Annotated in this window: 31 protein-coding genes; 6 read left to right on the forward strand and 25 right to left on the reverse strand. The window is 32.4% G+C overall.

Annotated features, from left to right (window positions below; all coding sequences use genetic code 11):
* Positions 1–64: 64 nt before the first annotated feature.
* Entirely contained in the window at positions 65–610 is a 546-nt protein-coding gene (locus tag KEC48_RS05855; protein ID WP_087357413.1) for a TetR/AcrR family transcriptional regulator C-terminal domain-containing protein, read from the reverse strand.
* Positions 611–737: 127 nt separating this feature from the next.
* Here KEC48_RS05855 and KEC48_RS05860 point away from each other — a divergent pair, with 127 nt between their 5' ends.
* The gene (locus tag KEC48_RS05860; protein ID WP_211964861.1) at positions 738–1,166 is read left to right on the forward strand and encodes a monothiol bacilliredoxin BrxC family protein; all 429 of its coding nucleotides are present in this window, start codon (positions 738–740) and stop codon (positions 1,164–1,166) included.
* Positions 1,167–1,188: 22 nt separating this feature from the next.
* Here the strand turns inward: KEC48_RS05860 and alr are convergent, their stop codons facing one another.
* Positions 1,189–2,301: an alanine racemase gene (alr, locus tag KEC48_RS05865; protein WP_211964863.1), complete on the reverse strand. Its 1,113-nt coding sequence runs from the start codon at positions 2,299–2,301 to the stop codon at positions 1,189–1,191.
* 36 nt (positions 2,302–2,337) lie between these two features.
* Positions 2,338–3,330, reverse strand: coding sequence for a hypothetical protein (locus KEC48_RS05870; protein WP_211964865.1), 993 nt, complete (start codon positions 3,328–3,330; stop codon positions 2,338–2,340).
* A gap of 93 nt (positions 3,331–3,423) precedes the next feature.
* Here KEC48_RS05870 and KEC48_RS05875 point away from each other — a divergent pair, with 93 nt between their 5' ends.
* On the forward strand, positions 3,424–3,618 hold the full coding sequence (locus KEC48_RS05875) for a DUF378 domain-containing protein (protein WP_087357416.1): 195 nt from the start codon (positions 3,424–3,426) through the stop codon (positions 3,616–3,618).
* Between the two features lie 54 nt (positions 3,619–3,672).
* Here KEC48_RS05875 and KEC48_RS05880 read toward each other — a convergent pair whose 3' ends face one another.
* Genes KEC48_RS05880 through KEC48_RS05895 form a run of 4 tightly spaced genes read right to left on the reverse strand, consistent with a single transcriptional unit; the run spans position 3,673 to position 5,859 of the window.
* The gene (locus KEC48_RS05880; protein ID WP_211964867.1) at positions 3,673–4,275 is read right to left on the reverse strand and encodes an HAD family hydrolase; all 603 of its coding nucleotides are present in this window, start codon (positions 4,273–4,275) and stop codon (positions 3,673–3,675) included.
* Positions 4,275–4,985, reverse strand: coding sequence for a purine-nucleoside phosphorylase (gene deoD, locus KEC48_RS05885; RefSeq protein WP_211964869.1), 711 nt, complete (start codon positions 4,983–4,985; stop codon positions 4,275–4,277). The genes KEC48_RS05880 and deoD overlap by 1 nt, the downstream gene beginning before the upstream one ends.
* Positions 4,982–5,413, reverse strand: a complete 432-nt coding sequence (locus KEC48_RS05890; protein ID WP_211964871.1) for a hypothetical protein — start codon at positions 5,411–5,413, stop codon at positions 4,982–4,984. Before KEC48_RS05890 ends, deoD begins: the two co-directional genes overlap by 4 nt.
* Positions 5,413–5,859, reverse strand: a complete 447-nt coding sequence (locus tag KEC48_RS05895; RefSeq protein ID WP_211964873.1) for a hypothetical protein — start codon at positions 5,857–5,859, stop codon at positions 5,413–5,415. Before KEC48_RS05895 ends, KEC48_RS05890 begins: the two co-directional genes overlap by 1 nt.
* 130 nt (positions 5,860–5,989) lie before the next feature.
* Between KEC48_RS05895 and KEC48_RS05900 the strand changes: the two genes are divergently transcribed.
* The 3 genes from KEC48_RS05900 to KEC48_RS05910 are packed head-to-tail and all read left to right on the forward strand — an operon-like array spanning position 5,990 to position 7,733.
* The gene (locus tag KEC48_RS05900) at positions 5,990–6,355 is read left to right on the forward strand and encodes a hypothetical protein (protein WP_087357421.1); all 366 of its coding nucleotides are present in this window, start codon (positions 5,990–5,992) and stop codon (positions 6,353–6,355) included.
* 20 nt (positions 6,356–6,375) lie between these two features.
* Positions 6,376–6,825 carry an NfeD family protein gene (locus tag KEC48_RS05905; RefSeq protein ID WP_087357422.1) on the forward strand — a complete coding sequence of 150 codons (450 nt, stop codon included), beginning with the start codon at positions 6,376–6,378 and terminating at the stop codon, positions 6,823–6,825.
* The gene (locus tag KEC48_RS05910) at positions 6,819–7,733 is read left to right on the forward strand and encodes an SPFH domain-containing protein (RefSeq protein WP_211964875.1); all 915 of its coding nucleotides are present in this window, start codon (positions 6,819–6,821) and stop codon (positions 7,731–7,733) included. The genes KEC48_RS05905 and KEC48_RS05910 overlap by 7 nt, the downstream gene beginning before the upstream one ends.
* Positions 7,734–7,755: 22 nt before the next feature.
* Here the strand turns inward: KEC48_RS05910 and KEC48_RS05915 are convergent, their stop codons facing one another.
* The 5 genes from KEC48_RS05915 to cdaA all read right to left on the reverse strand — a co-directional run bounded on the left by KEC48_RS05915 (position 7,756) and on the right by cdaA (position 13,367).
* Entirely contained in the window at positions 7,756–9,093 is a 1,338-nt protein-coding gene (locus tag KEC48_RS05915) for a HAMP domain-containing sensor histidine kinase (RefSeq protein ID WP_211964877.1), read from the reverse strand.
* 1 nt (position 9,094) lies between these two features.
* Positions 9,095–9,751: a response regulator transcription factor gene (locus KEC48_RS05920; protein WP_087358178.1), complete on the reverse strand. Its 657-nt coding sequence runs from the start codon at positions 9,749–9,751 to the stop codon at positions 9,095–9,097.
* 80 nt (positions 9,752–9,831) lie between these two features.
* Positions 9,832–11,181, reverse strand: a complete 1,350-nt coding sequence (glmM, locus tag KEC48_RS05925; protein ID WP_087358179.1) for a phosphoglucosamine mutase — start codon at positions 11,179–11,181, stop codon at positions 9,832–9,834.
* 4 nt (positions 11,182–11,185) lie between these two features.
* Positions 11,186–12,583 (reverse strand): CdaR family protein, encoded by a 1,398-nt coding sequence (locus KEC48_RS05930; protein ID WP_205088937.1) that lies wholly within the window; start codon positions 12,581–12,583, stop codon positions 11,186–11,188.
* A complete protein-coding gene (gene cdaA, locus KEC48_RS05935) occupies positions 12,573–13,367 on the reverse strand; it encodes a diadenylate cyclase CdaA (protein WP_087358181.1) in 795 nt (264 codons plus the stop codon). Before cdaA ends, KEC48_RS05930 begins: the two co-directional genes overlap by 11 nt.
* Before the next feature lie 186 nt (positions 13,368–13,553).
* Here cdaA and KEC48_RS05940 point away from each other — a divergent pair, with 186 nt between their 5' ends.
* Positions 13,554–14,120, forward strand: a complete 567-nt coding sequence (locus KEC48_RS05940; RefSeq protein ID WP_087358182.1) for a phosphate propanoyltransferase — start codon at positions 13,554–13,556, stop codon at positions 14,118–14,120.
* A gap of 45 nt (positions 14,121–14,165) precedes the next feature.
* Here KEC48_RS05940 and KEC48_RS05945 read toward each other — a convergent pair whose 3' ends face one another.
* From KEC48_RS05945 to KEC48_RS06005, 13 genes are all read right to left on the reverse strand, one after another.
* Entirely contained in the window at positions 14,166–14,444 is a 279-nt protein-coding gene (locus KEC48_RS05945; RefSeq protein ID WP_087358183.1) for an HU family DNA-binding protein, read from the reverse strand.
* 88 nt (positions 14,445–14,532) lie between these two features.
* Positions 14,533–15,549: a beta-eliminating lyase-related protein gene (locus KEC48_RS05950; protein WP_211964879.1), complete on the reverse strand. Its 1,017-nt coding sequence runs from the start codon at positions 15,547–15,549 to the stop codon at positions 14,533–14,535.
* 9 nt (positions 15,550–15,558) lie between these two features.
* Positions 15,559–16,383, reverse strand: coding sequence for a MurR/RpiR family transcriptional regulator (locus KEC48_RS05955; RefSeq protein WP_211964881.1), 825 nt, complete (start codon positions 16,381–16,383; stop codon positions 15,559–15,561).
* Positions 16,370–16,936, reverse strand: coding sequence for a Fe-S-containing hydro-lyase (locus KEC48_RS05960; protein ID WP_211964882.1), 567 nt, complete (start codon positions 16,934–16,936; stop codon positions 16,370–16,372). The genes KEC48_RS05955 and KEC48_RS05960 overlap by 14 nt, the downstream gene beginning before the upstream one ends.
* Positions 16,936–17,778: a fumarate hydratase gene (locus KEC48_RS05965; RefSeq protein WP_205088940.1), complete on the reverse strand. Its 843-nt coding sequence runs from the start codon at positions 17,776–17,778 to the stop codon at positions 16,936–16,938. Before KEC48_RS05965 ends, KEC48_RS05960 begins: the two co-directional genes overlap by 1 nt.
* A 67-nt stretch (positions 17,779–17,845) precedes the next feature.
* A complete protein-coding gene (locus KEC48_RS05970; RefSeq protein ID WP_211964883.1) occupies positions 17,846–18,670 on the reverse strand; it encodes a MurR/RpiR family transcriptional regulator in 825 nt (274 codons plus the stop codon).
* The gene (locus tag KEC48_RS05975; RefSeq protein WP_211964884.1) at positions 18,667–19,056 is read right to left on the reverse strand and encodes a hypothetical protein; all 390 of its coding nucleotides are present in this window, start codon (positions 19,054–19,056) and stop codon (positions 18,667–18,669) included. Before KEC48_RS05975 ends, KEC48_RS05970 begins: the two co-directional genes overlap by 4 nt.
* A gap of 258 nt (positions 19,057–19,314) precedes the next feature.
* The gene (locus tag KEC48_RS05980) at positions 19,315–20,301 is read right to left on the reverse strand and encodes a dipeptidase (protein ID WP_211964885.1); all 987 of its coding nucleotides are present in this window, start codon (positions 20,299–20,301) and stop codon (positions 19,315–19,317) included.
* Between the two features lie 12 nt (positions 20,302–20,313).
* A complete protein-coding gene (locus KEC48_RS05985; RefSeq protein WP_211964886.1) occupies positions 20,314–20,556 on the reverse strand; it encodes a hypothetical protein in 243 nt (80 codons plus the stop codon).
* Positions 20,553–21,338, reverse strand: a complete 786-nt coding sequence (locus KEC48_RS05990; RefSeq protein WP_087358192.1) for a Cof-type HAD-IIB family hydrolase — start codon at positions 21,336–21,338, stop codon at positions 20,553–20,555. Before KEC48_RS05990 ends, KEC48_RS05985 begins: the two co-directional genes overlap by 4 nt.
* 65 nt (positions 21,339–21,403) lie before the next feature.
* On the reverse strand, positions 21,404–21,934 hold the full coding sequence (gene nrdG, locus KEC48_RS05995) for an anaerobic ribonucleoside-triphosphate reductase activating protein (protein ID WP_211964887.1): 531 nt from the start codon (positions 21,932–21,934) through the stop codon (positions 21,404–21,406).
* On the reverse strand, positions 21,915–24,215 hold the full coding sequence (locus tag KEC48_RS06000; RefSeq protein ID WP_211964888.1) for an anaerobic ribonucleoside triphosphate reductase: 2,301 nt from the start codon (positions 24,213–24,215) through the stop codon (positions 21,915–21,917). The genes nrdG and KEC48_RS06000 overlap by 20 nt, the downstream gene beginning before the upstream one ends.
* A gap of 106 nt (positions 24,216–24,321) precedes the next feature.
* Positions 24,322–24,597, reverse strand: coding sequence for an HPr family phosphocarrier protein (locus tag KEC48_RS06005; RefSeq protein WP_211964890.1), 276 nt, complete (start codon positions 24,595–24,597; stop codon positions 24,322–24,324).
* Positions 24,598–24,612 lie beyond the last annotated feature (15 nt).

Here is a 24,612-nt window from a genome sequence, read left to right on the forward strand (position 1 = left end):
AATCATATAAAAAAGAAAGCTCATCCAAACAATCTGTTTGATGTGAGCTTTTTTCAATATCTCATTAAAGATCAGATAAAAGTTGTTCTAATTGAGGTGGCAAAGCCGCAATTAATAAATCTGCCATGTCTTCCGGTGTCTTCTTCATTCCAGATACTGCCCATTGCACTGTCATTGTAATAGAACCATGACAATACATTTCTAATAAGAACATGATGTCATCAGGAATTGGTCCTATTTTTTTACGAATGATATTTTGATAAAACTCTAAAATACATTGATAATCATAATTTTCAATATTATTATAATCTTTTGATTGAAAAGCCTGTATAAAAAAGATTTTATCATTCAACAAAAAAGTAAATTTCTTGATTAATCCTTCCCGTAAAGTTGAAGAATTACCAATCTGACGAAATGACTTATCTGCCAGTTTTTCAAAATACCAGTTAACCAGATCATATTTATCTTTAAAATAACGATAGAAAGTCTGCCTTGTCATGCCACTATGTTTCACAATATCAGTGACTGTCATTTTATCTAATGATTGTTTCGCCATTAAATCTTTAATACTTTGTGCAAACAAATAACGTGTTGAATCGTGTTCATTCATGTATTCCACCTCTATTTTTATTATAAAAGAAACAGTTCATCTAAACAAGCCCAAACATTCACACAATATTCTTATTGTCATATGACTTGAAATTTGTTAGAATATGTGCATTAGGAGGCATCAAAATATGAATTTTATTAAAAAGTTTGCTAAAGAAATCAGTGTCTTTGGACTCGTACTGTTGATATTCTTAGGACTCTTTATATACCGTCAGGCAACATTTAAAGATTATAAAACCATATCTGAAAGTCGATTAACTCAAATGATGAAAGATCAAGAAGATTTTGTTGTTGTTTTAGGTGATTCTACTGACTCAACAATGATGAGCTATCAGGAAATCATGACAACTTATACAACAAAAAATCGTTCAACACCTTTCTATTATTTAGATACATCTGAAATGAAAGATATTGATAACTATGTAGAAAAAACATTTGATACAAATGTCAGTTATCCTACAACTTTTGTCATTAAAGATGGAAAGGTAGCTGCTAAAAAAGAAGGTTATAATCAATATTATTCTTTATATGATTTCATCAAAGAAAATTTCAAATAAAAAATCCCAACTTGGGATTTTTTTACTTTTGATAAATTCTTTCAACACGTTCACTGACCAAACAAACGATTTCATAAGGAATCGTTGATAATTCCTTAGCCATACGTGCTAAAGATATATGTTCACCAAAGATTTCCACACGATCATGCAAATGAACATTTTCATCAACTTTAACCATCATCTGATCCATACAGATTCTTCCAACAATTGGATAATAATGCCCTGCAATATAGACTTGTCTACCTTGATTCGCACGAATCAATCCATCAGCGTATCCAATTGGCAATGTCGCAATATATTCATCTTCTAAAGCAGTATAAGTATGTCCATAACCAATACGTTCACCTTTTTTGACTTTTTTAATCATGGCTACACGAGTATATAAAGACATCACCTGTTTTAATTCGTCACATTCTTCACCTGATGGATCAATCCCATACATCGCAATACCAATGCGTCCTAAATTAGAGCGTTCGTCATGATGATACATCATGGCAGCTGAATTTTGACAATGAATATATCGAAATTTATGACTTCCAATAACATCATAGAACATTTCAATTTGATGATGATAAGCTTCTTTTTGTAAAGGATCATCAGCTGTCGCAAAATGTGTAAAAACACCATCTACCTGAAAAATAGAATTTTGACAATGAGATAAAATATCTTCAAATTCCTTTTTTGATTTAATACCTATACGATTCATTCCCGTATCAATCTTAATATGCACTTTCACTGGTTGATGGTGATGATATAATCTTTGAATTTCATCCATATAATCTTTTGAAAACAAAGATAATGTAATATCATAACGAATAACCAAATCCAAATCTTCAATAGGAATTGCTCCTAAAACAAGGATATCTTGTTGAATCCCAATATTTCTTAAATCAATAGCTTCTTTCAATGTAGCTACACCAAACATTGAAATATGTGGATTATCTTTTAAAACATTTGCAACCTGTTGATAACCATGTCCATAAGCATTAGCCTTAATGATAGCCATGAATGGTTTATGAACTTTTTGATATAATGTTTCAACATTATCTTGTATATAATCTAAATGAATACAGGCATAAGTATCACGATAATGTGTCACATTTCCACCCCTTTTCAATGCTTTAGTATAATCCATCATCTCTTTTTTTTCAAGAAAAAATAGGGTTTTCCCCTATTTCACCTGTGATGACTGCATACTTGATAAAACAGCTAATTTTTCTTGTGTTGTTAAATCATTGGAATAAAGTGAACAAACAACTCCCGAAGAAATGTATGTCATCTGTTGATCATTTTCAAAAGCAACACCATCAATCATATCAATCATATGTCCATCAATGGTTTCAGTTTGAAAATCATCATCATTTTTTGATGTTTTTTCAATAATTGTAAAAGATTTATCACCTGTAAATTTTAAGATGTGATTGATTTCATCATCAATTGTTGAAACTTTTTCATTTTCCAGTGTAGACCCCATCAAAGAAACTGGATAAAGTGGTAAAGAAGCTGCCACACTATCAGGATATTGTGTTTTAGCCGTTTTCATAATATTCTGTTGTAAAAAATCATCCTTTTTCATCTCTTGATTCATTTCAAATGAAGTTACTTCTACCTTAATCACTTCAACCCCATCCTGATCAAAGACACTAATATAAACAGGTTTCAAATCTTTATCAAATTTAACTTCCTGACTTTTTACACGCTCATCATTTTCATAAGTCATGGCCCCTTGCACCAAATAACCATCTTTCACTTTTTCTGATGAATTGTCTTTTAAAAATGTAATTAAAGACTGATAGATGTAAGGCTTTGGTGAATTATCAGGCCATTCACTTTGAAATTGAAATGCTTGATTTAATGAGGGTGTTAAAACAAAAACACCTTCATCATTTCTGACAATGACTTGTGACTGATTTAAGGATTTATCATAAAGTTCAACCTTATAATAATGTTTTTCATCAATGTGTGCATAAGTAGATGTGACTTGATATGATTTTAATTCATCATTTTCTAACATTTCCATATTTCCAATCAATTGATAGCTTTGACACTTACTGGCTTCTTTAATTAAATCATCAAGTGATGATGACTTAAAGAAAAATATCCCAGTACCTACAACAATCACCGCAACAACAATGATGATTGTTAAAATGACTTTTTTATTCATAATTCTTCCTCCTCATCACATTTTATGATGTGACTATTTTTTTATGAATAAAGTTGAAAGTCTTGGTTATAATATCATTAGGAGGATAGATAAATGAATATGATACAGAAAATTGCTTTAGTTTTTACCATTATTGGTGCAATCAACTGGGGACTCATAGGCCTCTTTAATTTTAATTTAGTGGAAGCTATTTTTGGCGATGCCCTTTTAAGTGCCATTATTTATATGATTGTTGGTATTGCTGGTATTATTAATATTATGTTATTATTTACTGATTTAGATCAGTAAAAAAAGACTGTAACGAACAAATAGCCTTATGACTTTTTATTCGTTCAGTCTTTTTTATTGAAAATCACTCACTTGTCCAGTTTTTAAAGCAATTTTTTTACGATTTTTGACTAACGATAACATCGGTAAATCTGATGTAGAATCAGAATAAGCAATAGAATGTTCAAAATCTATTTCCATGTTCTTTGATTTTAAATAATTGAGGATACGTGGAACTTTTTCTTGACCTTTACAGTTTAAACCAACTATCTGACTTGTACCATGTTTTGTTTTTGTGCCTAACAAAACATCACAAGGTAATTGCTGATATTGCATATAAGCTTCACATGAAGCTGTACATATAATCACAACATATCCCTGATGTTTTTCCTGCTCCATTTGTTTAACTATATGTGAATAATAACTAGGGACAACTTCCTGTTGATAGAATGTCTTGAGCTGTGCATCCGTCATATAATCTAAAGGAAATAATAGAGCTGATTTGGCTTTTTCAAAACTGACCACATGAAGTAAATATAATCCATAGTAGAAAGCAACCTTAAAGAAACAAAAACAATGAATGGGATGCTTTTTTAAATCATATTTTAACAAACGGACAATCGAATCACCAGAAGCAATCGTATTATCAAAATCATACAGAGCAACACGCTGCAGCATTAAGCAATCTCCAATGCGATTTCCATCATTGTTGTAAAAGTTTGTTCTCTTTCTTTAGCTGTTGTTTCTTCCTGTGTCACTAAAGAATCAGAAACAGTCAACAATGTAAGAGCTTTTTTTCCTAAATAAGCTGCTGTCGCAAATAAAGCATAAGATTCCATTTCGACACCTAGACATCCCATAGATGCCCATTTCTTACCAGAATCTTGATCAGCATGATAGAAAATATCTGAAGCAATCACATTTCCAACATGATATGTCGCATTTTTCAACTTAGCCTGTTCAACAGCTTTTTCTAATAAATCATAGGAACTAATCGCTGAATAAGTTCCAGGCAGTTCAAACTGATGAGCAAAATTACTATCCGTACAAGAACCCTGTACAATAATAATATCTCTTAAATGAACATCTTTTTGTAAAGAACCACATGAACCAATACGAATAATGGCTTCTACATCATATTGTGTAAAAAGTTCATGTGAATAAATACCGATAGATGGCTGTCCCATTCCTGAACCCATAATAGATACTTGTTTACCATGATAATATCCTGTATATCCAAACATATTTCTCACAGCATTAAATTGATGAACATCTTCCAAATAATGTTCTGCTAAAAATTTTGCACGTAAAGGATCTCCAGGCATTAAGACTGTTTTTGCAATTTCTCCTTTTTGTGCTTGATTATGTGGTGTTGACATCAAAATCATCCTCCTTCGTGAAATGTCTGACCTTCTTTAAAAAAATATACTTCATGATTACCAACTGATAATTCTTCACCTGCTAAAGCTTGTTGAACCATTGTTAAAAACATCTGATCTTCTCCCATCTGATAGCCAACCAAAGCAAAATAACCATCCAAAACAATAAATGGAACACTTCCTGACTGATCATTAACAACATAATCTTCTAATAAATGACATGTTTTCGCATAGGCTTCTAATGAAGATTCTTCATCAATATCCATTTGAATAATATCCATCTGATTTCCATATTCTGCTTCTAATTCAGGAATCACAACTTGTATAAATGAACGACAATGTGGACATGTTTTCGCATAATAAACATACAGATAATATTGTGGATGTCTTTGACAGCCACTTAGAAAAATAAAAAATACAAGCAATAACTTTTTCATTAATGATCTAAATAAGAAAAACGTAATCCACTTAACTCATCACCTAAAGCCTCTCCTGCAACAGCCTTTTGAATATCTTCAACAATATATGTTTCATCACCTGAAGTATATCCTACTTTTGCAAAATATCCTTCTATTGCATACATCGGTCCCATCCCATAAAGGGACTGGTCAAATTGATATAACTGCTTAATCACATCTTCATAAACAGCTTGTGTTGTGTCATCGTCTAAATCATATTGTTGAATTGTCAAAGAATCACCAAATGTTTCTTCAAGATAAGGAATGGCTGTTTCCTTAAATGATTGACATTCTGAGCATGTTTCAATATAAAAATAAAGCATTGTGACAGGTTGAGATAATGTTATTTTTTGAATGGATGTTTTGTCATTTTGACATCCCCATAATAACATCATTGATAATATAAATAATATTTTCTTTTTCATTCTTTTCTCCTTCATCTTGTATTATAAACTATTCCTTAAAGATTGTATACTATCGAATAAAAACTTTTCTTTAATTTTGTTGCAAAAAAATAATTTTAATAATATAATAATGTTAAGGAGGAGGATATGAATGAACTTTGAATGGTCAACAAATGATATAGCAACTATGACTGTTACCATTTATGAAACAAACTTAACTTTAAATAAAGCAGCATGTGTTCATTTTGAAGACGTCAATTATGTGCTTTTAGGGATTGATAGAGAAGCAAGGCAAATCGGTATTAAACCTGTAACAAAGCAGGAAATTGATGAAAATATTTACCCAAAGAGTCAATTGCATCGTATTTCACTTGGAAAAAGTTATGGAAGAATTTCTAACAAATCATTTGTATTAGACCTCAGTGAAGAATTTGGTTTAGATTTTTCAAAACAACAGTGTTATAAGTTAAAGGCAACTTATGATATTGTTCATACTATGATGATTATTCAATTATAATTGAAAGGAGAATGCGAACCATGTCAACAACACTTATTTGGACAATTGTTCTTGTCATTGCAGTGATTGTAGAAGCCATAACAATTGATCTGGTCAGTATCTGGTTTGGAATTGGGGCTATCGGTGCTTTGATTTGTGATTTTTTAGGCATTCATGAAGTAGTTCAGGTCATTGTATTTGCAGCTATTTCCATCATCTGTATTCTCGTTACCAGACCTCTGGCTAAAAAATATTTAAGAGGAAACACAGTCAAAACAAATTTGGATAGAATAATTGGAAAACACTGTCTTGTGACAGAAGTCATTACGGCCGATCAAAAAGGTGAAGTCAAAGTGATGGGAAATCTTTGGGCAGCTACAAGCCTCAATAATGTGACAATTCCAGCAGGTGAATATGCTGAAGTTGTGTCTATTGAAGGTTCTCATGTCGTTGTGAAAAAATTAGATAAAGGAGAGGATATTTCATGTTAGATAGTATTTTTAATTATTTATGGATTATTTTACTATTAATATTGATTGTTGTAATTATTGCCAAAACAATTCGTATCATACCTCAATCTTATGCTTACGTTGTAGAAAGAATTGGGGCTTATAATCGTACTTGTACAGTAGGATTGCATATTATGATTCCATTATTAGATCGTATTGCTAATAAAGTGTCTTTAAAAGAACAGGTTCTGGATTTTGCACCACAACCTGTTATTACAAAAGACAATGTCACAATGCAAATTGATACTGTTGTCTATTTTCAAATTACTGATCCTAAACTATTTACTTATGGTGTTGTCAGACCATTAAATGCTATTGAAACACTGACTGCTACAACTTTACGTAATATTATTGGTGATCTAGAACTTGATGAAACATTAACTTCAAGAGATATCATTAATTCAAGAATGCGTTCTATCTTAGATGAAGCGACTGATCCTTGGGGTATTAAAATTCATCGTGTTGAAGTGAAAAACATCATTCCACCACGTGATATTCAAGAAGCTATGGAAAAACAAATGCGTGCTGAACGTGAAAGACGTGAAGCTATCTTACAGGCTGAAGGTAAAAAGACAGCGGCTATCTTGACTGCTGAAGGTAAAAAGGAATCTATGATTCTTGAAGCAACAGCTGAAAAAGAAGCACAAATTGCACGTGCTGAAGGGGAAGCTGAAGCCTTAAGACTTGTTTATGAAGCACAGGCAAAAGGTATTGAATATATTAATAGTTCTCAACCTCAACAGGCATATATTACATTAGAAGGATTTAAAGCATTAGAAAACTTAGCAAAAGGTGAATCAACAAAGATTATTATTCCAACTGATTTACAAGGAATGGCAGGAGCTGTAACATCAATTGCTGAAATTGTAAAAGATCCTAAAAAGCAATAAAAGCAGGTCAATCGACCTGCTTTTATTTTGCCTTTTGAAAAATAAAACAAACTCCTACTTCTTGATTCACAGCTGAAACATTATAACCAAACATCGAAGCAATCTTGCTGACAATGGACAATCCTAAACCAAACTGTCCTTTCACGCCTTTGACATAAGGATCAAATAAATAAGGTAAAGTGGCTTCATCAATCGCTTCTCCATCGTTATAGATTTCCAAATAATCTTCCTTTAAAGTAATCTTAATCAATGTTTTCGCATAACGTGAAGCATTCTCAATAATATTTTCAATGGCTACACGCCAATGTTCCTCATCACCAACAAAAGTCACATCTTCCAGTTCTGTTTCCAGTCTTATCTCCGGCTTTAATAAATCCATCTGTAAAACAATCTTTTCTATTAATTCTTTAATCGCAAAAGTTTCCAGTTGATTATCTTCACCCTGTAAGTAATCTAAACGATTGAGATACAAAAATGATTTGACTTTATGTTCTAAACGATCAGCATTTTCCAATATGACATCAATCGAACTATCTTTGTCACCATAAGGATAGACATCATCTTTAATACTTTGAGCATATGTTTGAATCAAAGCAATCGGTGTTTTTAAATCATGAGAAATATTATGTATCATTTCTTCTTTAATACTTTCCTGTTTATCCAGATCATCTTTCATCGCAACCAATGCTTTAAACACAATACCAATCTCATCTTCACGTTGAATATTCAATTCACTCTCTTTATGATCTTTGATATTATCAATATAATTTTTAATCTTTTTAAGTGGACTAATCAATGATAAAACCCACAAAATCATAACCAGTGCTAAAACAATAAAGAAACCATATTGAATATAAATAATCTGATTACGTAAAGATGTGACTAATGATAAAGAATATTCGCTATCCACTAATGAAATCAAATATTGAGATGTATCATTAATATGCGTAATCATATAATAATACGTATTACCATTATATTGTCCTTTATTTTTAATGACGCTTTGATGGGTTTGAACAGCCTTAAACAAATCTTCTTTAAAAAGATAAGAATAAAAATTATAAACAACTTGATGACTACTAATATTTGTTTCTGTAAATGTATTTTCATCACTTTCATAAATAATATGATAAACTTCTTTTTCTTGTTTATAAGGAATAATATTACTATAAATAATTGAAGTCTGTGATATAGTTAAACGTTCATACATTTGTTTATCGACAATCGAAGATAAGTTATAATCAACAACTGGCATCATCACAGCAACCATCAATATAGCCATCGCACACAAAACAACAATCAGTTGCTGGACAAGAGATAATTTTTTAAAAAAGGATAAACGTTCTTTTATTTTTTCCATACTAATCTAATCGATATCCAAAGCCATAGATTGTTTTAATATTTAAATCAGGCATCTTTTTTCTTAAACGACGTAATGTATCATCAACAACACGATCACTACCAAAATAGTTTTCATCCCAGACTTTAGATAAAACCTGATCACGTGAAATAGCCAGACCTTTATTTTTGATAAAATAAAGTAATAAATCATATTCTTTTGTTGTTAATTCTATTTCATGATTTTGATATAAAACTTTTCTTTTTTCTTCATCCACAGCATAACCATCAATATTAATCAATGCTGGATCATCCTTATAAACACGCTTTAAAACATTATGTATTCTTAAAATCAACTCTTTAATATTAAATGGTTTTGTAATATATTCATCACAACCTTTTTCTAAGCCAATAATACGATCAAATTCCTGATCTCTGGCACTCATAAAAACAATCGGCATATCTGGTTTACAGGCTTTGATTTCATTAAGTAAATCAAAACCACTATTTTTATCTAACATAATATCAATAATCCATAAATGAACATCATCATCTTTATGCAAAAAAGCTTCCTCATACGTATAAAAAGAATAAACAATATAACCTTCTTTTTCTAAATAAGTTCTTACAAGATCATTTAAATTTTTTTCATCATCAATAATATTAATACGGTATTTCACAATCCATCACCTCTTATTCATTATATACAAAATATTGCCATATTTCATGGCAATATTTTGTGATAATATGTGAAATTATATTATTTTTCTACAGCATATCCTTTTTCTTTAATTTTATTCACAACTTTTAAAACATATTCATGACAAATCTCATCGCTTTGTGCTTCTACCATCACACGAATCACTGGTTCTGTTCCACTTTCACGCACAAGAATACGTCCTTCATCTCCTAAAGCTTCTTCAACTTCTTTAACAGCTTTTTGAACATCTGGATCATTTTGAGCTAAAGCCTTATCACTCACACGGACATTGATTAATAACTGTGGATAGATTTCTACCTGCTCTGTTAATTGAGCCAGTGTTTTTTTGTTTTCTACCATTGTTTCCATAATCTTTAAAGATGTTAAAATACCATCTCCTGTTGTCGCATGTTTAGAGAAAATAATATGTCCTGATTGTTCTCCACCAATACAATGACCATTTTTCACCATATTTTCATAAACATATTTATCTCCTACAGCTGTTTTTTCATATTGAATACCTACTTTATCCAATGATTTATATAATCCAAAATTACTCATCACTGTTGTCACAATTGTGTTATTTAAAAGTTCACCTTTTTGCTTCATTTCTAAACCACATAGATATAGAATTAAATCTCCATTGACAACACGACCAAATTCGTCAACAGCGATACAACGATCAGCATCACCATCATAGGCAAATCCAACATCCAATCCATTTTCAACAACATATTTCTGTAAAACTTCAATATGTGTTGAACCACAGTTTGTATTGATATTTAAACCATCTGGCTGATTATTAATCACATGTGTTTGAGCACCTAAGGCATCAAAAACACTTTTGGCAATAGCACTAGAAGAACCATTGGCACAATCCAATCCTACTTTAATATCTTTAAAAGCACGTGTTGGAATACTCATTAAATAACCAATATAACGATTTCTACCCATTGAATAATCAATTGTTCTACCAATCTTATCTTTTGTTGCATATGGAATAGGATCAGTTAAACCATCAATATATTGTTCAATCAATGTTTCAATTGTGGCTTCTAATTTATGACCTTTTCCATTAATGATTTTAATCCCATTATCATAATAAGGATTGTGTGAAGCAGAAATCATGATTCCACAATCAAACTCTTCACTTCTGACAACATAAGATACTGAAGGTGTTGTTGTGACATGTAATAAATATGCATCTGCTCCACTTGCAGTTAATCCAGCCACAAGAGCATATTCAAACATATAAGAACTTCTTCTTGTATCTTTTCCAATCACAATTCTTGCTCGATGTGAACGTGAAAAATACCATCCTAAATATCTTCCAACTTGATAAGCATGTTCCACAGTCAAATCAATATTTGCTTCTCCTCTAAATCCATCTGTACCAAAATATTTTCCCATTGTCTTAATTCCTTTCTATATTAATTGTTATTTTTGAAGATGATAACAATTTCATTGTTAATGTTTCATCATCTCCTGCAATTTTAACATTCACTTGATGTGTGCCAACACTCAAACCATCAATATCAATCGTTGCCTGAATATTGTCAACCTTTAAAGCATTGATTTTATCCTCAGTTCCTGTTATGGAAACAGAAGCATATTGACCTTGTCCCGCAAAAGAAACCTTATAATCATGAGAATTATTCAAAACCTTAATTGGAATGTTATCGAATTTTTTTGTAATGACTTTTTCTATTTCTACATTGACATCTACCGTATCCTGTGAAAACTTATTAATTCCTGTGATTTTCTTCAATGACAAATCATTTAACGTTGTACTTGATTTTAAATCGCTGACATCAACATCAACTTCAACTTGGTTGACTCCCTTTAACTGTTCTTCTACTCCAAAAATAGTCACTTCATTTTGTGATAAAGTATATTCAGAAACCTGATATCCTGTTGGTAAATCTCCCACAATATTGGCATGAATTGGAACAGTTTTACTATAAGAAGACACTTGACATGTGACATGAACATCACTAGGACGCACCTCTACTTTTAATTCGTCGCCATTACTGTCATAAGCTTTGATTTTTGCATTTTGTTCAAAGTCTTCTGTTTGATTAGAAACATCTATACAAGCCTCAACTTTTTCAACTTTCGATAACGTATCTTCACTGGCACGTAATTCTACGGTATCTAAATCCATTTGACTGACACTTACTGAATATTTACTATCCAGTTCATCTTCATTAATAAAGCGATACCCCAAATCAAAAGTACGTGTCACTTTTTTTGCAAGTGTCACTTTAATAGAGCTCGGTATTGAAACAACTTGCAAAGATTCTGGAAAATGACGGGTACGTAAATTTAACACATAATCCCCCGCATTTAAATCCTGTAAATCTAAATAAACTTCATAATCTTTAGAAAAATTTGTTTTATATATATCTAAAGAGGGACCAACCAACACAACCGAAACACTATCTGGAATACCAGAAGCTTCCAGAGAATCATCAAGATTTTCTACATGTACTGGAACATTTTCTAATGTTGCTCCAGAAGTTGGGCTAGTTAAAATATCTTTTCCAGATACACTATAAAATAAAATACCAGCCATCATAAAAGACAAAATCATAATTGATACTTTACTAGAAAGAATTTTATCTAATATTTGATTCATATAATTATAAAAACGAGCACCCGTATCAATCGCTTTGACTTTTTTTTCATTGACTGTGTCTTTACTTGTAGATTCTTTTGTCGATTGAGCCTTTTCTTTTTCTACAATCTTTAAAAAGAAATCTGTTGTTGTATCTTTTAAAGGTTTATTATTTTTTGCATTTCTAGGACTCATGAGCTTGACCTCCTTCATCACTAGATTTAAACCACTGTAATTCATTAACCAGTGATGCTCTTAATTCTTTGATAGGAATCTTTCTTAATTCACCATTTGTCGCAAAAGAAATCGTTCCAGTTTCCTCACTCACAACAACGGTTAAAGAATCCGTGATTTCACTAATCCCAATCGCTGCACGATGACGTGCCCCATATTTAGGACTTAATTCTTTATTCGTTGGTGGATAAAAAGCCGCTGCACAAGCCACACGATCTCCTTGAATAATCGTTGCCCCATCATGTAAGGGTGTTCCTTCCCAGAAAATCGTTAAAAAAAGCTCACTACGAATATCAGCGTTAATCTTTGTACCAGTATTAATATAATCAATCATGGATTGAGTTCTTTCAAACGTAATCAAAGCTCCTGTCTGTTCCTTTGCCAGTGTTGATATAGCATCAACCAGTTCATCCATCAATCTTTCTTTTTCATCATTACTGATTTCTTTTTTTACACTCATTTTGGTTTGACCCATTTTTTCAAGCAAAGTACGAATTTCTGGTTGGAAAATGATAATAATGGCTAAAACGCCCCAATTAATAATACTATCTACAAGATAATTTAATGTTGTTAAACCTAATAAACTGGTTAAAAGTTTAACAATCAAAATAAAAAGAACGCCTTTGAAAAGCTGCATGGTTTTCATATTTGTTTTAAACATTGAAATCAAATAATAGAGAATAAACCATACTGCAATCAAATCTATTGCTGATCTTATAAAGTTAATCACAATACTAAGATTCAATCTTTATCACCTACATTTCTTTTTTATTATATCAGTTTTCTATCAAAAGTAAAACGTTACCTTTTTCATTTGTTGAAAATTAACTTTTTAAAAATGAACATAAGATGTTTTTAGTAAAAAAGAAACAAATTCCTTTGCAAATAGGCAAAAAAGTTGTAAGATATGTATGTTATAGGAGGATATTATATGGGAAAAACAATTTTAGTCGAAACTTCTGCAAGACATGTTCATTTATCACAAGCAGATTTAGAAACTTTATTTGGTGAAGGATATGTTTTAACTAACAAAAAAGATTTATCACAACCTGGACAATTTGCCTGTCAGGAAAAAGTCACTGTCGTTGGTCCAAAAGGAGAAACAAAAATGTCTATCTTAGGTCCAACACGTGCTAATACACAAGTAGAAGTGTCTTTAACTGATGCCAGAGCATTAGGTGTCAAAGCACTTATTAGAGAATCTGGAGATATCGAAGGAACTGCTGGTTGTAAATTGGTAGGTCCTGCTGGTGAAGTTGAAATTCCTTGTGGTGTGATTGCTGCAAAACGTCATATTCATATGACACCTGCTGATGCTAAAGAATTTGGTGTACAAGATAAAGATGTTGTCAGTGTAGAAGTGAAATCTGCTGATCGTTCTTTAATCTTTGGAGATGTCATCTGCCGTGTAAGTGACAGTTATGCTCTTGCTATGCATATTGATACTGATGAATCAAATGCTGCTGGCGCTCCTTGTGAAGGAACAATTATTAAATAAAAAAAAGAAAACCTGCAGATCAAAATCTGTAGGTTTTTTCATACTTTATTTTTCATTAACAACATTTTTTAAAGCTGCACTTGCTTTGAAAGCAGGAACTTTACTTGCAGGAATTTCCATTGTTTCACCAGTTCTTGGATTACGTCCTGTTCTGGCTTCTCTTGTACGAACTTCAAAAGTTCCAAAACCTTTTAAAGAAATCTTATCTCCTGCTTTTAAAACATCAGTTAAAGTTTCTAAAAAAGCATTAATAGCAGCTTCAGATTCTTTTTTTGTTAATCCTGATGCTAAAGAAACTTTTTCTAATAATTCATTTTTATTCATACTATAATCTCCATTTCTATGTATATTAGGGTTCTTCCCTAGACCCTATTATAATACAACTCTTAAGTCTTGTACAGTGGGATTTATTCTAAAGATTTTCAATCAACTGAACAAATGCATTGACAGCCTCTTTAGAAGTTGCCCATGATGTGACAATACGAATACGTTCACCACCTGAAACAGCCCCCATATGTGTGACCATAAACTCTTTTTCAATGGCTTCTAAAGCCTTTTGTGGTAAATCAACAAAAATTTGATTCGTTTGAGAAGGTTCATAAATCGAAAAACCTTTTTGAATCAATGCCTGACGAATCAAATCAGCCATCTGATTTTCATAACGACCAATATCTTCATAAAGATGATCTTTCAATAATTCATAAAATTGAATACCTAAAAGACGACCTTTAGCCAACATAGCCCCTTTATTTTTCATATGGTAACGGAATTGTGGTTTTAAATCATCATGAATAATAACAAGTGCTTCACCAAATAAAGCTCCCATCTTTGTCCCACCAATATAAAAAGCATCTACATTTTTAGCAATTTCTTCTAAAGTAGGTGCATCTGGTAAAGCTAAAGCACTTCCCAAACGTGCTCCATCCATAAAAAGATATAAACCATATTGACGGGTAGTTTGATATAAATCCTGTAATTCTTCACGTGTATAATAAGTTCCCAGCTCCGTTGTCTGTGAAATATAAACCATACGTGGCTGAACCATATGCTCATCTTTGTGTTGTAAACAAATATTTTTAATCATATCACAAGTGACTTTTCCATGCACATGTGGACGAACCAGTATCTTGTGTCCAGCGCCTTCTACAGCCCCTGTTTCATGTACATGAATATGCCCCTCATCACAGGCAATAACAGCCTGATAATGTTTAAGAGCATAGGAAATCATTAACATATTTGTCTGAGTTCCACCAACAAGAAAATGAACATCTGCATGAGGTTGACCTATTTTTTGAAGAATCACTTCTTTTGCTTTCGTACAATATTCATCTTCTCCGTAACCAACAGTTTGAATAAGATTTGTCTGATTTAAGGCTTCTAAAACGCGTGGATGAGCCCCTTCACTATAATCATTTAAAAAACTATACATCTTTCTCTCCTATTCTCGATATAACAATCCATATCGTACATATATTAAATTTAATAAACTTAAAAAATTCATTGTTCCCTGTAAAGAAGATTCACTATATTGACTTTCTGTTCCATCAATGCGATATATCCAGTCAATATCTTCATTTTGATAAGTCTGATTCATTGTCAATAAAAATATTTTAGGATGATGTTCTTTAACTTTATTGATCAAAGCATTCATTAGCTGTTCTCTGGCACGAACTGTAATAATAATGACTAAACTGCTTTCATCAATCATATCTAATCTTTGAATTTCATCGCCACGTTCTACAAAGGCATAGATAAATTTTCGATGTTTCAGCATTTTCATCTGAAAATCATTAGAAATGATCTTATTGAACTGATAACCTAACATATGAACTTTTTTAGCTTCATAGATCATTGCACAAATACGATCAATATCACTCATAGAAATGGAATTTTGAACGAGTGATAAAGATTCAATGGCTTCTTGATACATTTTATTTTTCAAATATTCAGCATCTTCTAAAATATTTTGATTGTCTGAAGGTGATAAATGAATTTCATTTCTTGCAATTTCTAAAGCAATCGCAATTTCATTTTTAAAATTCACAAAACTCTTACAATTCATATCTTTACAAAAACGTGAAATAGTTGCTGGTGAAGTATAACATAAATCAGCCAAATCATTAATACTGATACTTGGGATTTGATCTATATGTGTTAAAATCGTGTGAGCAATCGAATAATACATATCCTGTGGGGAAGATACATTCACATAGGACATCAAAGTATATAAAATATCAACTTCATTATAATCATGAATGGACATGTTTATGCTCCTTTATATATTGTTTTCTTCCCATTTCATATAAATCATTTCCCTGACTGTCAATGATGACTGTCAAAGGAAAATCCTTGACAACCAGTTGACGAATAGCCTCTGGTCCTAAATCTTCAAAAGCAATCACTTCACTTGATTCAACACAACGAGAAATATAGGCTCCTGCTCCACCAATGGCACCAAAATAAACACAATGATATGTTTGCATGGCATCTTTGACGACTTGTTGACGATATCCTTTTCCAATCATGCCACGTAATCCCAGTTTCATCAAAGTAGGAGCATAGGCATCCATTCTACCAGCTGTTGTTGGACCCCCACTGCCAAAAACCTGATGAGGTTTTGCAGGTGTTGGACCGACATAATAAATGATTTGATCTTGCAAGCAAAAAGGTAAATCTTGACCTTGTTCAATCAGTGCAACCAAACGCTTATGAGCTGCATCTCTGGCTGTATAAATAACGCCCGATAAAAGAATCTGATCACCCGCTTTGAGTTCTTGTACTTGCTCTAATGTCAAAGGTGTTGTCATATGTTTCATTATAAGATAACCTCCTTATGTCTAGCCACATGGCAACAAATAGATACAGCCACCGGCATTCCTGCAATATGTGTTGGATAAGTTTCAATATTTAAAGATAAAGCTGTGATTTTGCCACCGTAACCAGCTGGTCCAATACCCGTCTGATTGATTTTCTCTAACAATTCTTCTTCCAATTGTTGATATCGCTTATCTAAATGATGTGTCCCAATTTTTCTTAACATTGCCTTTTTCGCAAGATATGTGACATAATCAAACGTTCCACCAATTCCGACACCAATCACCATTGGTGGACAGGCATTAGGTCCAGCTTCTTCAACCACTTTCAACACAAAGTCCTTGATTCCTTCAACCCCATCACTTGGTTTTAACATTTTAACTTGACTCATGTTTTCACTACCAAATCCTTTTGGTGCTACAATAATTTTGAGTTGATTTCCTTCCACGATGTCATAATGAATATAAGCCGGTGTATTATCTTGTGTATTGCGTCTTTCAAAAACCGGATCATCAACAATACTTTTTCTTAGATAGCCTTCTTGATAGCCCTGTCTGACACCTTCCTGTAAAGCTTCCAGTAAAGAGCCTTGAACATGCACGTCTTGGCCTATTTCAACAAATAGACAGGCCATTCCCGTATCTTGACAAATGGGCATACGGGATGTTTTTGCAATCATCGCATTATCTTCTAATATAGATAATGTCTGTTTTCCAAGCACACTGTCTTCCTCTTGACAGGCATAACGCAAGGCCTGTTGAACATCTTCAGGTAATTCATAATTGGCTTGAATACATAATTCTTTAACTGCCTGTGTAATTTCTTCTTGTTTTATTTCTTTCACGATTCCCACCCTCTTTTGATTATGTTTATTATATATAATTTTCAAAACTATCACAAGAAAAAAAGAATTAAAGAAGATGTCCCTTTAATTCTTGAAGTGATGGATAATATAAACAATAATATCTTAATGACATTAATTCAACTGCTGTCAATAAACTATGTTTTCCCGTCTTTCGATTTTTAGAACGTCCTAAAACCAGTTGATGATGAACAGGTATTTTTAAATCCAGATGAGGATGGCACGTGATTAAAACAACCTGACAACCGGATTTTTTAAGATATTGTAGAAGCTTAGAATGACTGTTGGTAAAATAACCATTGACCGTCATAATAATGGCGACACTATTTGGCGTTAATTGTTTGGCACATTCTAACTGGCGAGATGAATCCATATAAGCCATTGTGAATTTTTCCAGCATTAATAAATCTGTCTGTAAATGCAAGGCTGCACTTTGTGAGAACTGCGTTCCAAAAAAAGCCACAGAATCACTATCATGAATCAATTTTAAAATCGCATCCACTTCATTCCAATCAAGAAATTCAGGTAAATCAGAAATATATTGAATCACTTGTTGAATATATTGCTGAGTTGCCAACTGAGGATGATCTTTCATTGTTTCTAAAGGGATATTAATTAAATTGTTGAATTTTTTATCATGCGAATGAAAAGTATAACACTCCTGTTTTAAATGAGCAAAGTTTTCATACCCTAAGGCACGACAAAAACGTGAGATGGTCGCTGGTGATACAAAACATTCAGCAGCCAGCTCACTAATACGCATATTCGCTATACGATAAAAATTATTGGCCATAAACCATGCAATATTATAATTTGTATCGTTTTCTTGTGCAGTATCCAAAAAAATAATCAGCCTATAGAACAAATTCTTCACAATAACGCCTCCTGTAATACATAATGTCCTGATAAATCAGCACCTAAAAAATCATCTTCTTTTGTTGCTTTGACAATAACACAATCTTCCTCAAATGTAAATGTCAGTTGACAATCTTTTTGTGATGAAAGGATACATGTTGCCTGATGATGTGACTGATCTGTAAAAACAGCAAAATCCCCTATTCCTACACCATTGAGTTCAATTTGAAAAGAAAAACCATCTTGTTGAAAAGCTTTCTTATCAATAAACAATAACAAATCCTGATATTGATAAACATCTTGTTTTGTAAATGAAGTGATTTCATTTTCAACAACAGATTGACGAGGATGACATCCCATCAACAATAATGCACATATGAGTGCTAATCCCCACTTTTTCATCATCCATGCACCCTCCATTTTTCGACTTTATATGATTATAACATAAAATCTTAAAGGAAATATAGACCAATTTCTTCATCTTTTTTTCTATCACATATTTTTTGACAATTACATGAAATTTTAAACAAAATCATTTGTTATAGTATGTATGTAGTCAGAAATAATTTGTTTTCCCTTCAAATTTTGACTACTTCATGATATCCTTTCCCAAACTGATATCAAAAAAAGCAGATGAGGCTCCCACCCATCTGCTTTTTCTTATCATAAAACATTTTGATAAACTCTTAAGACATTCTTATAAAAAATCTTTTCAATATCTTCTGTTGATAATCCTGCTTCCTTTAAAGCTTTTTCTAACATTGGCAAATAAGAAGCATCCTGCAATTCCAGATAAGGTGGAATACCATCAAAATCGCTTCCTAATCCAATACAATCAATACCTGCCAGATTTTTAATATAAAGGATATGTTTGACAATATCTTCAATCTTTGATACAGCATGTTCTTCATTGTTTTCATGTAAAAAGTCGGCAGCATAATTAATTCCCATGACCCCACCACGACTGGCTAATTTTAAAATCATTTCATCCGTTAAATTACGCGCATGTGGGCAAACATGACGGGCATTAGAATGTGAAGCGACAAAAGGTTTGGTTGTGTATCGGAACACATCTTCAAATCCTGCATCACTCAAATGAGAAACATCAATGATGATGCCTAAACGTTCACATTCTTGAACATAAGCTTTTCCAAACTCTGTCAAGCCATGAACATCGTCACATGTATGATATCCATGATTAGGATCATCCATAGAAAAATTAGGATAACCTATTCCATTTGAAAAGTTCCATGTTAATGTAATCATACGCACACCTAAATCATAATAGTGCTGGAGATGCTGAATCTGGTTACGTACAACAGCTCCTTCTTCTAATGTCAATAAAGCACTCATACGCTGTTTTTGGATATTGTCTTGAATATCCTGATAGTTTTTCACAACACCTATTAAATCTGGATATTGATTAACTTCATGATAAAATGTATCAATCAGATCATGAGCATATTGCCAGGCATCATCATTCATATTTAATGGTGTAAACATCGCAAAATTCTGTAATAAATAATTACCTTTTTGCATTTTCTCTAGACTCAGATGCAAATCATTATGCTTTAAAGAAATAGACTGTCCGTCTTTTTGTTGAAGATGGATAGCTGAAATAGTATCACAATGCATATCAACAACTTTCATATAACGTCCTCCTTATGAAAAATAAATTTCTGTTTCCTGATACTGCTTTGTCAGCATTTGCGTATCTTTAAGCCAGTTGATTGCTTCATTAATTTCTTCCTGTGTTAATTCCACAATCCCGTAAGTTGCCAGTTGGCATATATCATAAAGACTTTGCCAGAAATCATCAAAATCATGAGTCTTTTCATCAGCCTGTTCACTTTCTATATAAGCACTCATAGCATGAGCTTTTTGAATTGCTTCTTCTTTTGTCATTCATATTCTCCTTCCTCAATCAATCCTAGTTGAAGACAAGCATAATAAATACCATCTTCATCAATCGGTTTTGTAATGAATGTTGCTATTGATTTCAACTGTTCATTACCCTGTCCCATCGCAACACTTTGACTGGCGTGTTGAAACATATCAACATCATTTAACGAATCTCCAAAAGCAATATATTCATCCAAATTCAATAAATGCATTAATTTTTGAATTCCAGTGGCTTTAGACAATCCGGCAATGGTTATATCCGCATAAGTTGATTCTCCCGGTAAAACATGAACACCTTTGACTTTTTGAAAAGGGGCATAATCATATCCCAGTGGTCCATAAACAATCATTGCTTCAACATCCTGTCCATGATAAGTTCCTACTGGTGGAATCTGATTTTGAAAATATTGTTGTGTCTGCAATACATAAGCATCGGGTTCTTTGGTAATGACACGTTGCGTTGATTTTAAAGTCACTGCATAATGATATTTTTCAGCAATATCTAAAACATCTAAAACAGCCTGAGGGTCCATCAAAGCATGAAAGATTTCATGTTTGTTGGCATCTAAAACACGCTGTCCATTATTACAGACAAAACCATCCCATTCAAACATATCCATGAGTCCTGTTTTTGTTAATGAATCTAACCCACGTCCTGAAGAAATAATCATATGATAACCTTTTTTCTTTAATAATTGCAGTGTTTTTTGGGTAGATAAACACACTTGATGGTTGACATTATCCCTTAATGTTCCATCAACATCAAAACATAATAAAGGCTTCATCGTTTCCCTCCTTTACTTTTTATATTATATCGAAAATAAACTTATAGATAAAGAAAAGAATTTGTTTAATCAACAAACTCTCCATATTCATTCACTTTCTGTTCATAAAGACAATGATATTGTAAACTCTTTTGAACATCAATGATTCTTTGATTAGATGAACCTTTATAAATTAATTCTAAACTTCTTAAAGATAAAACAAAACGTCCATCGACTAAAGTATCACATAGACAAAGGAGCTCAATAGCTTCTTTGCCTAATGTAAAAATTTCTTCATAAGTATAACCACTATAAATCATGATATGTAAATGTGTCTGCTTTTTTATCTGATTTAATAAAGCAATTAAAGGTTGACATTGAAGAAAAGGTTCTCCACCAGAGAGAGTGATCCCATCTAAAAGTGGATTTTTCATGATATCCGCTATAATATGATCAATATCTTCTAAATAGCCTCCATTTTCATCCCAGCTTTCAGGATTATGGCAACCTTGACAATGATGTGGACATCCTTGTGTAAAGATAGTATAGCGTAATCCCGGTCCATCTACAATAGAATCATTCACAACACCATATAATCTAATCTTTGTTGATGTCATGTTTGACACGATCCTTTTCTTCAGCTTTTTTAGCGTCATTAAAACGTTCCAATGTTCCAACTAAATAACCCGTAATACGACGAATTCTTTCAAAACCTTCATATGGTGTTTCATGACGTCCACATTTTGGACAGACATCATTAATAATTCCATTATAGCCACAGACCGGATCACGATCAACAGGATGATTTATAGCTCCATAACCCATATTGGCATCATGCATCGCTCTGACTATTTTTTCAAAAGCTGGTAAATTTTTGGTAGGATCTCCATCCATTTCAATATAGCTGATATGTCCACCATTTGTTAAAGCATGATAAGGTCCTTCAATCTTAATCTTTTCAAAAGCACTGATAGGATAATATACGGGAACATGAAAACTATTTGTATAATATTCACGATCCGTCACTCCTTCAATTTTCCCATAAATCTTTCTATCTAATTTGACAAAACGTCCAGATAATCCTTCGGCTGGAGTCGCAATTAAAGAAAAATTCAAATGATATTTTTGAGCTGCTTCATCTACACGACGGCGCATATGGGCAACAATCTGCAAACCAAGAATTTGAGCTTTTTCACTTTCTCCATGATGATAACCAATCAGTGATTTTAATGTTTCAGCTAAACCAATAAAACCAATTGTTAATGTTCCATGTTTTAAAACTTCTCTGACTTCATCGGTTGGTTTTAATTTTTCAGAATCCAGCCAGACACCCTGTCCCATTAAAAATGGATAATTCATGACTTTACGTTTACATTGTATTTCAAATCTTTCTAATAACTGATCAATACACAAATCAATCAATTGATCAAGTTTTATAAAAAATTCATCAATATCACCTTTTGACTTAATGGCAAGTCGTGGTAAATTAATAGAAGTAAAGCTCAAATTTCCTCGTCTTGGTGAGATTTCACGTGTGGGATCATAGACATTTCCCATTACACGCGTACGACATCCCATATAGGCAATTTCTGTTTCAGGTGTTCCTTTATAATACTGTTTATTAAACGAAGCATCCACAAATGAAAAATTAGGAAAGAGTCTTTTGGCTGAAACACGACAAGCTAACTGGAATAAATCATAGTTAGGTTCCCCTTTTTGATAATTAATACCTTCTTTGACTCTAAAAATCTGAATCGGAAAGATTGGTGTTTCTCCATGACCTAATCCTGCTTCCGTTGCCAGTAAAACATTACGAATAGCCATACGCCCTTCAACAGATGTATCCATTCCATAATTCAATGAGCTAAAAGGCACTTGTGCTCCCGCTCGAGAATTCATTGTATTTAAATTATGAATCAAGGCTTCCATTGCCTGATAAGTTTCTTGATTCGTATCTTGATAAGCCTGTTCTCTGGCATACTTTTGTATACGTTCTACAACATCTAAAGTGATTCCATGCTTACAAAAAATATCTTTTTCAACTTCAAAATAACTTTCATCACTTAAAGATGGTTGAACAGATAAAGATTGTAACTCTTGTATAAGTTCATCCTGATTATCAATCAATAATTTCAAAGCTCCTTTGATAGCTTTCAAATACCATTTCACATAAGACTTTTTCACACCTTCAGCCATCCCATAATCAAAATTGACAATCGCCTGTCCACCATGTTGATCATTTTGATTCGATTGAATCGCAATACATGTCAAAGCTGAATAAGTCGTAATACTATTAGGCTCACGTAAAACACCATGACCCGTTGAAAAACCACCATGAAACAAATCTATAATATCAATTTGTGTACATGTTGTTGTTAGGGTTAAAAAATCCATATCATGAATATGAATGTCACCAGAACGATGAGCAGCACTATGTAAAGGATTCAGGACAAACATTTCATTAAACTGTTTAGCTGCTTCTGCACCATATTTCAACATTGTCCCCATTGGAGCATCAGCATTCACATTCGCATTTTCTCGTTTTAAGTCACTATCCTTAGCATCTTGAAAAGTAATTTCTTCTAATGTTTTCATCAAGCGTGATTTACGATCTCTTGAACGTGTACGCTCAGCACGATACAAAATATAAGCTTTCGCAATGCGTACATAACCTTTTTCAATTAAGGTTTCTTCTACCGTATCTTGTACCAATTCCACTGTAGGTAATTCAGTATGACGTTCTTCTAATTTATGTTCTACAACATGAGCCAAGTCAATAGCTGCATCCAATCCATATTTTGCTTCTGTAGCCTGAAAAGCCTTATAAATGGCTCCTGCAATTTTATTAACATCGAATTGATCCATTCGTCCATCTCTTTTTCTAATATATTGAATCATGAAACAACCTCCTTTTTATAAGTATCTCATATCTAACAATGATTCTCAAATTATTTGTATGATTACCCCAATAAAAAAGGTATCCTTCATAGAATACCTTATCACCTTATTCAATTGTAGAAATTCCTAATTCATTGATTTTATCTTTAATCACTTCAATGGCTTTCTTTTCATCTTCTCCCTCAGTCACAATTTCTACTTGAGCTTTGGTTGGAATTCCTAAAGATAAAACCCCCATCATACTTTTCAAATTGACACTTTTATTTCCATAATTTAATGTCACATGACAATAAAACTGTTTGACAGTATTTACTAATTCTGTCGTAGGAGTTGCATAAAGTCCAACTGGATCTGTAACCGTAAATTTTAAATTTTGAGCCATATATGATTCCTCCTT

Source organism: Clostridium sp. C1 (assembly GCF_018223625.1).
Lineage (GTDB): Bacteria > Bacillota_I > Bacilli_A > Erysipelotrichales > Coprobacillaceae > Allocoprobacillus.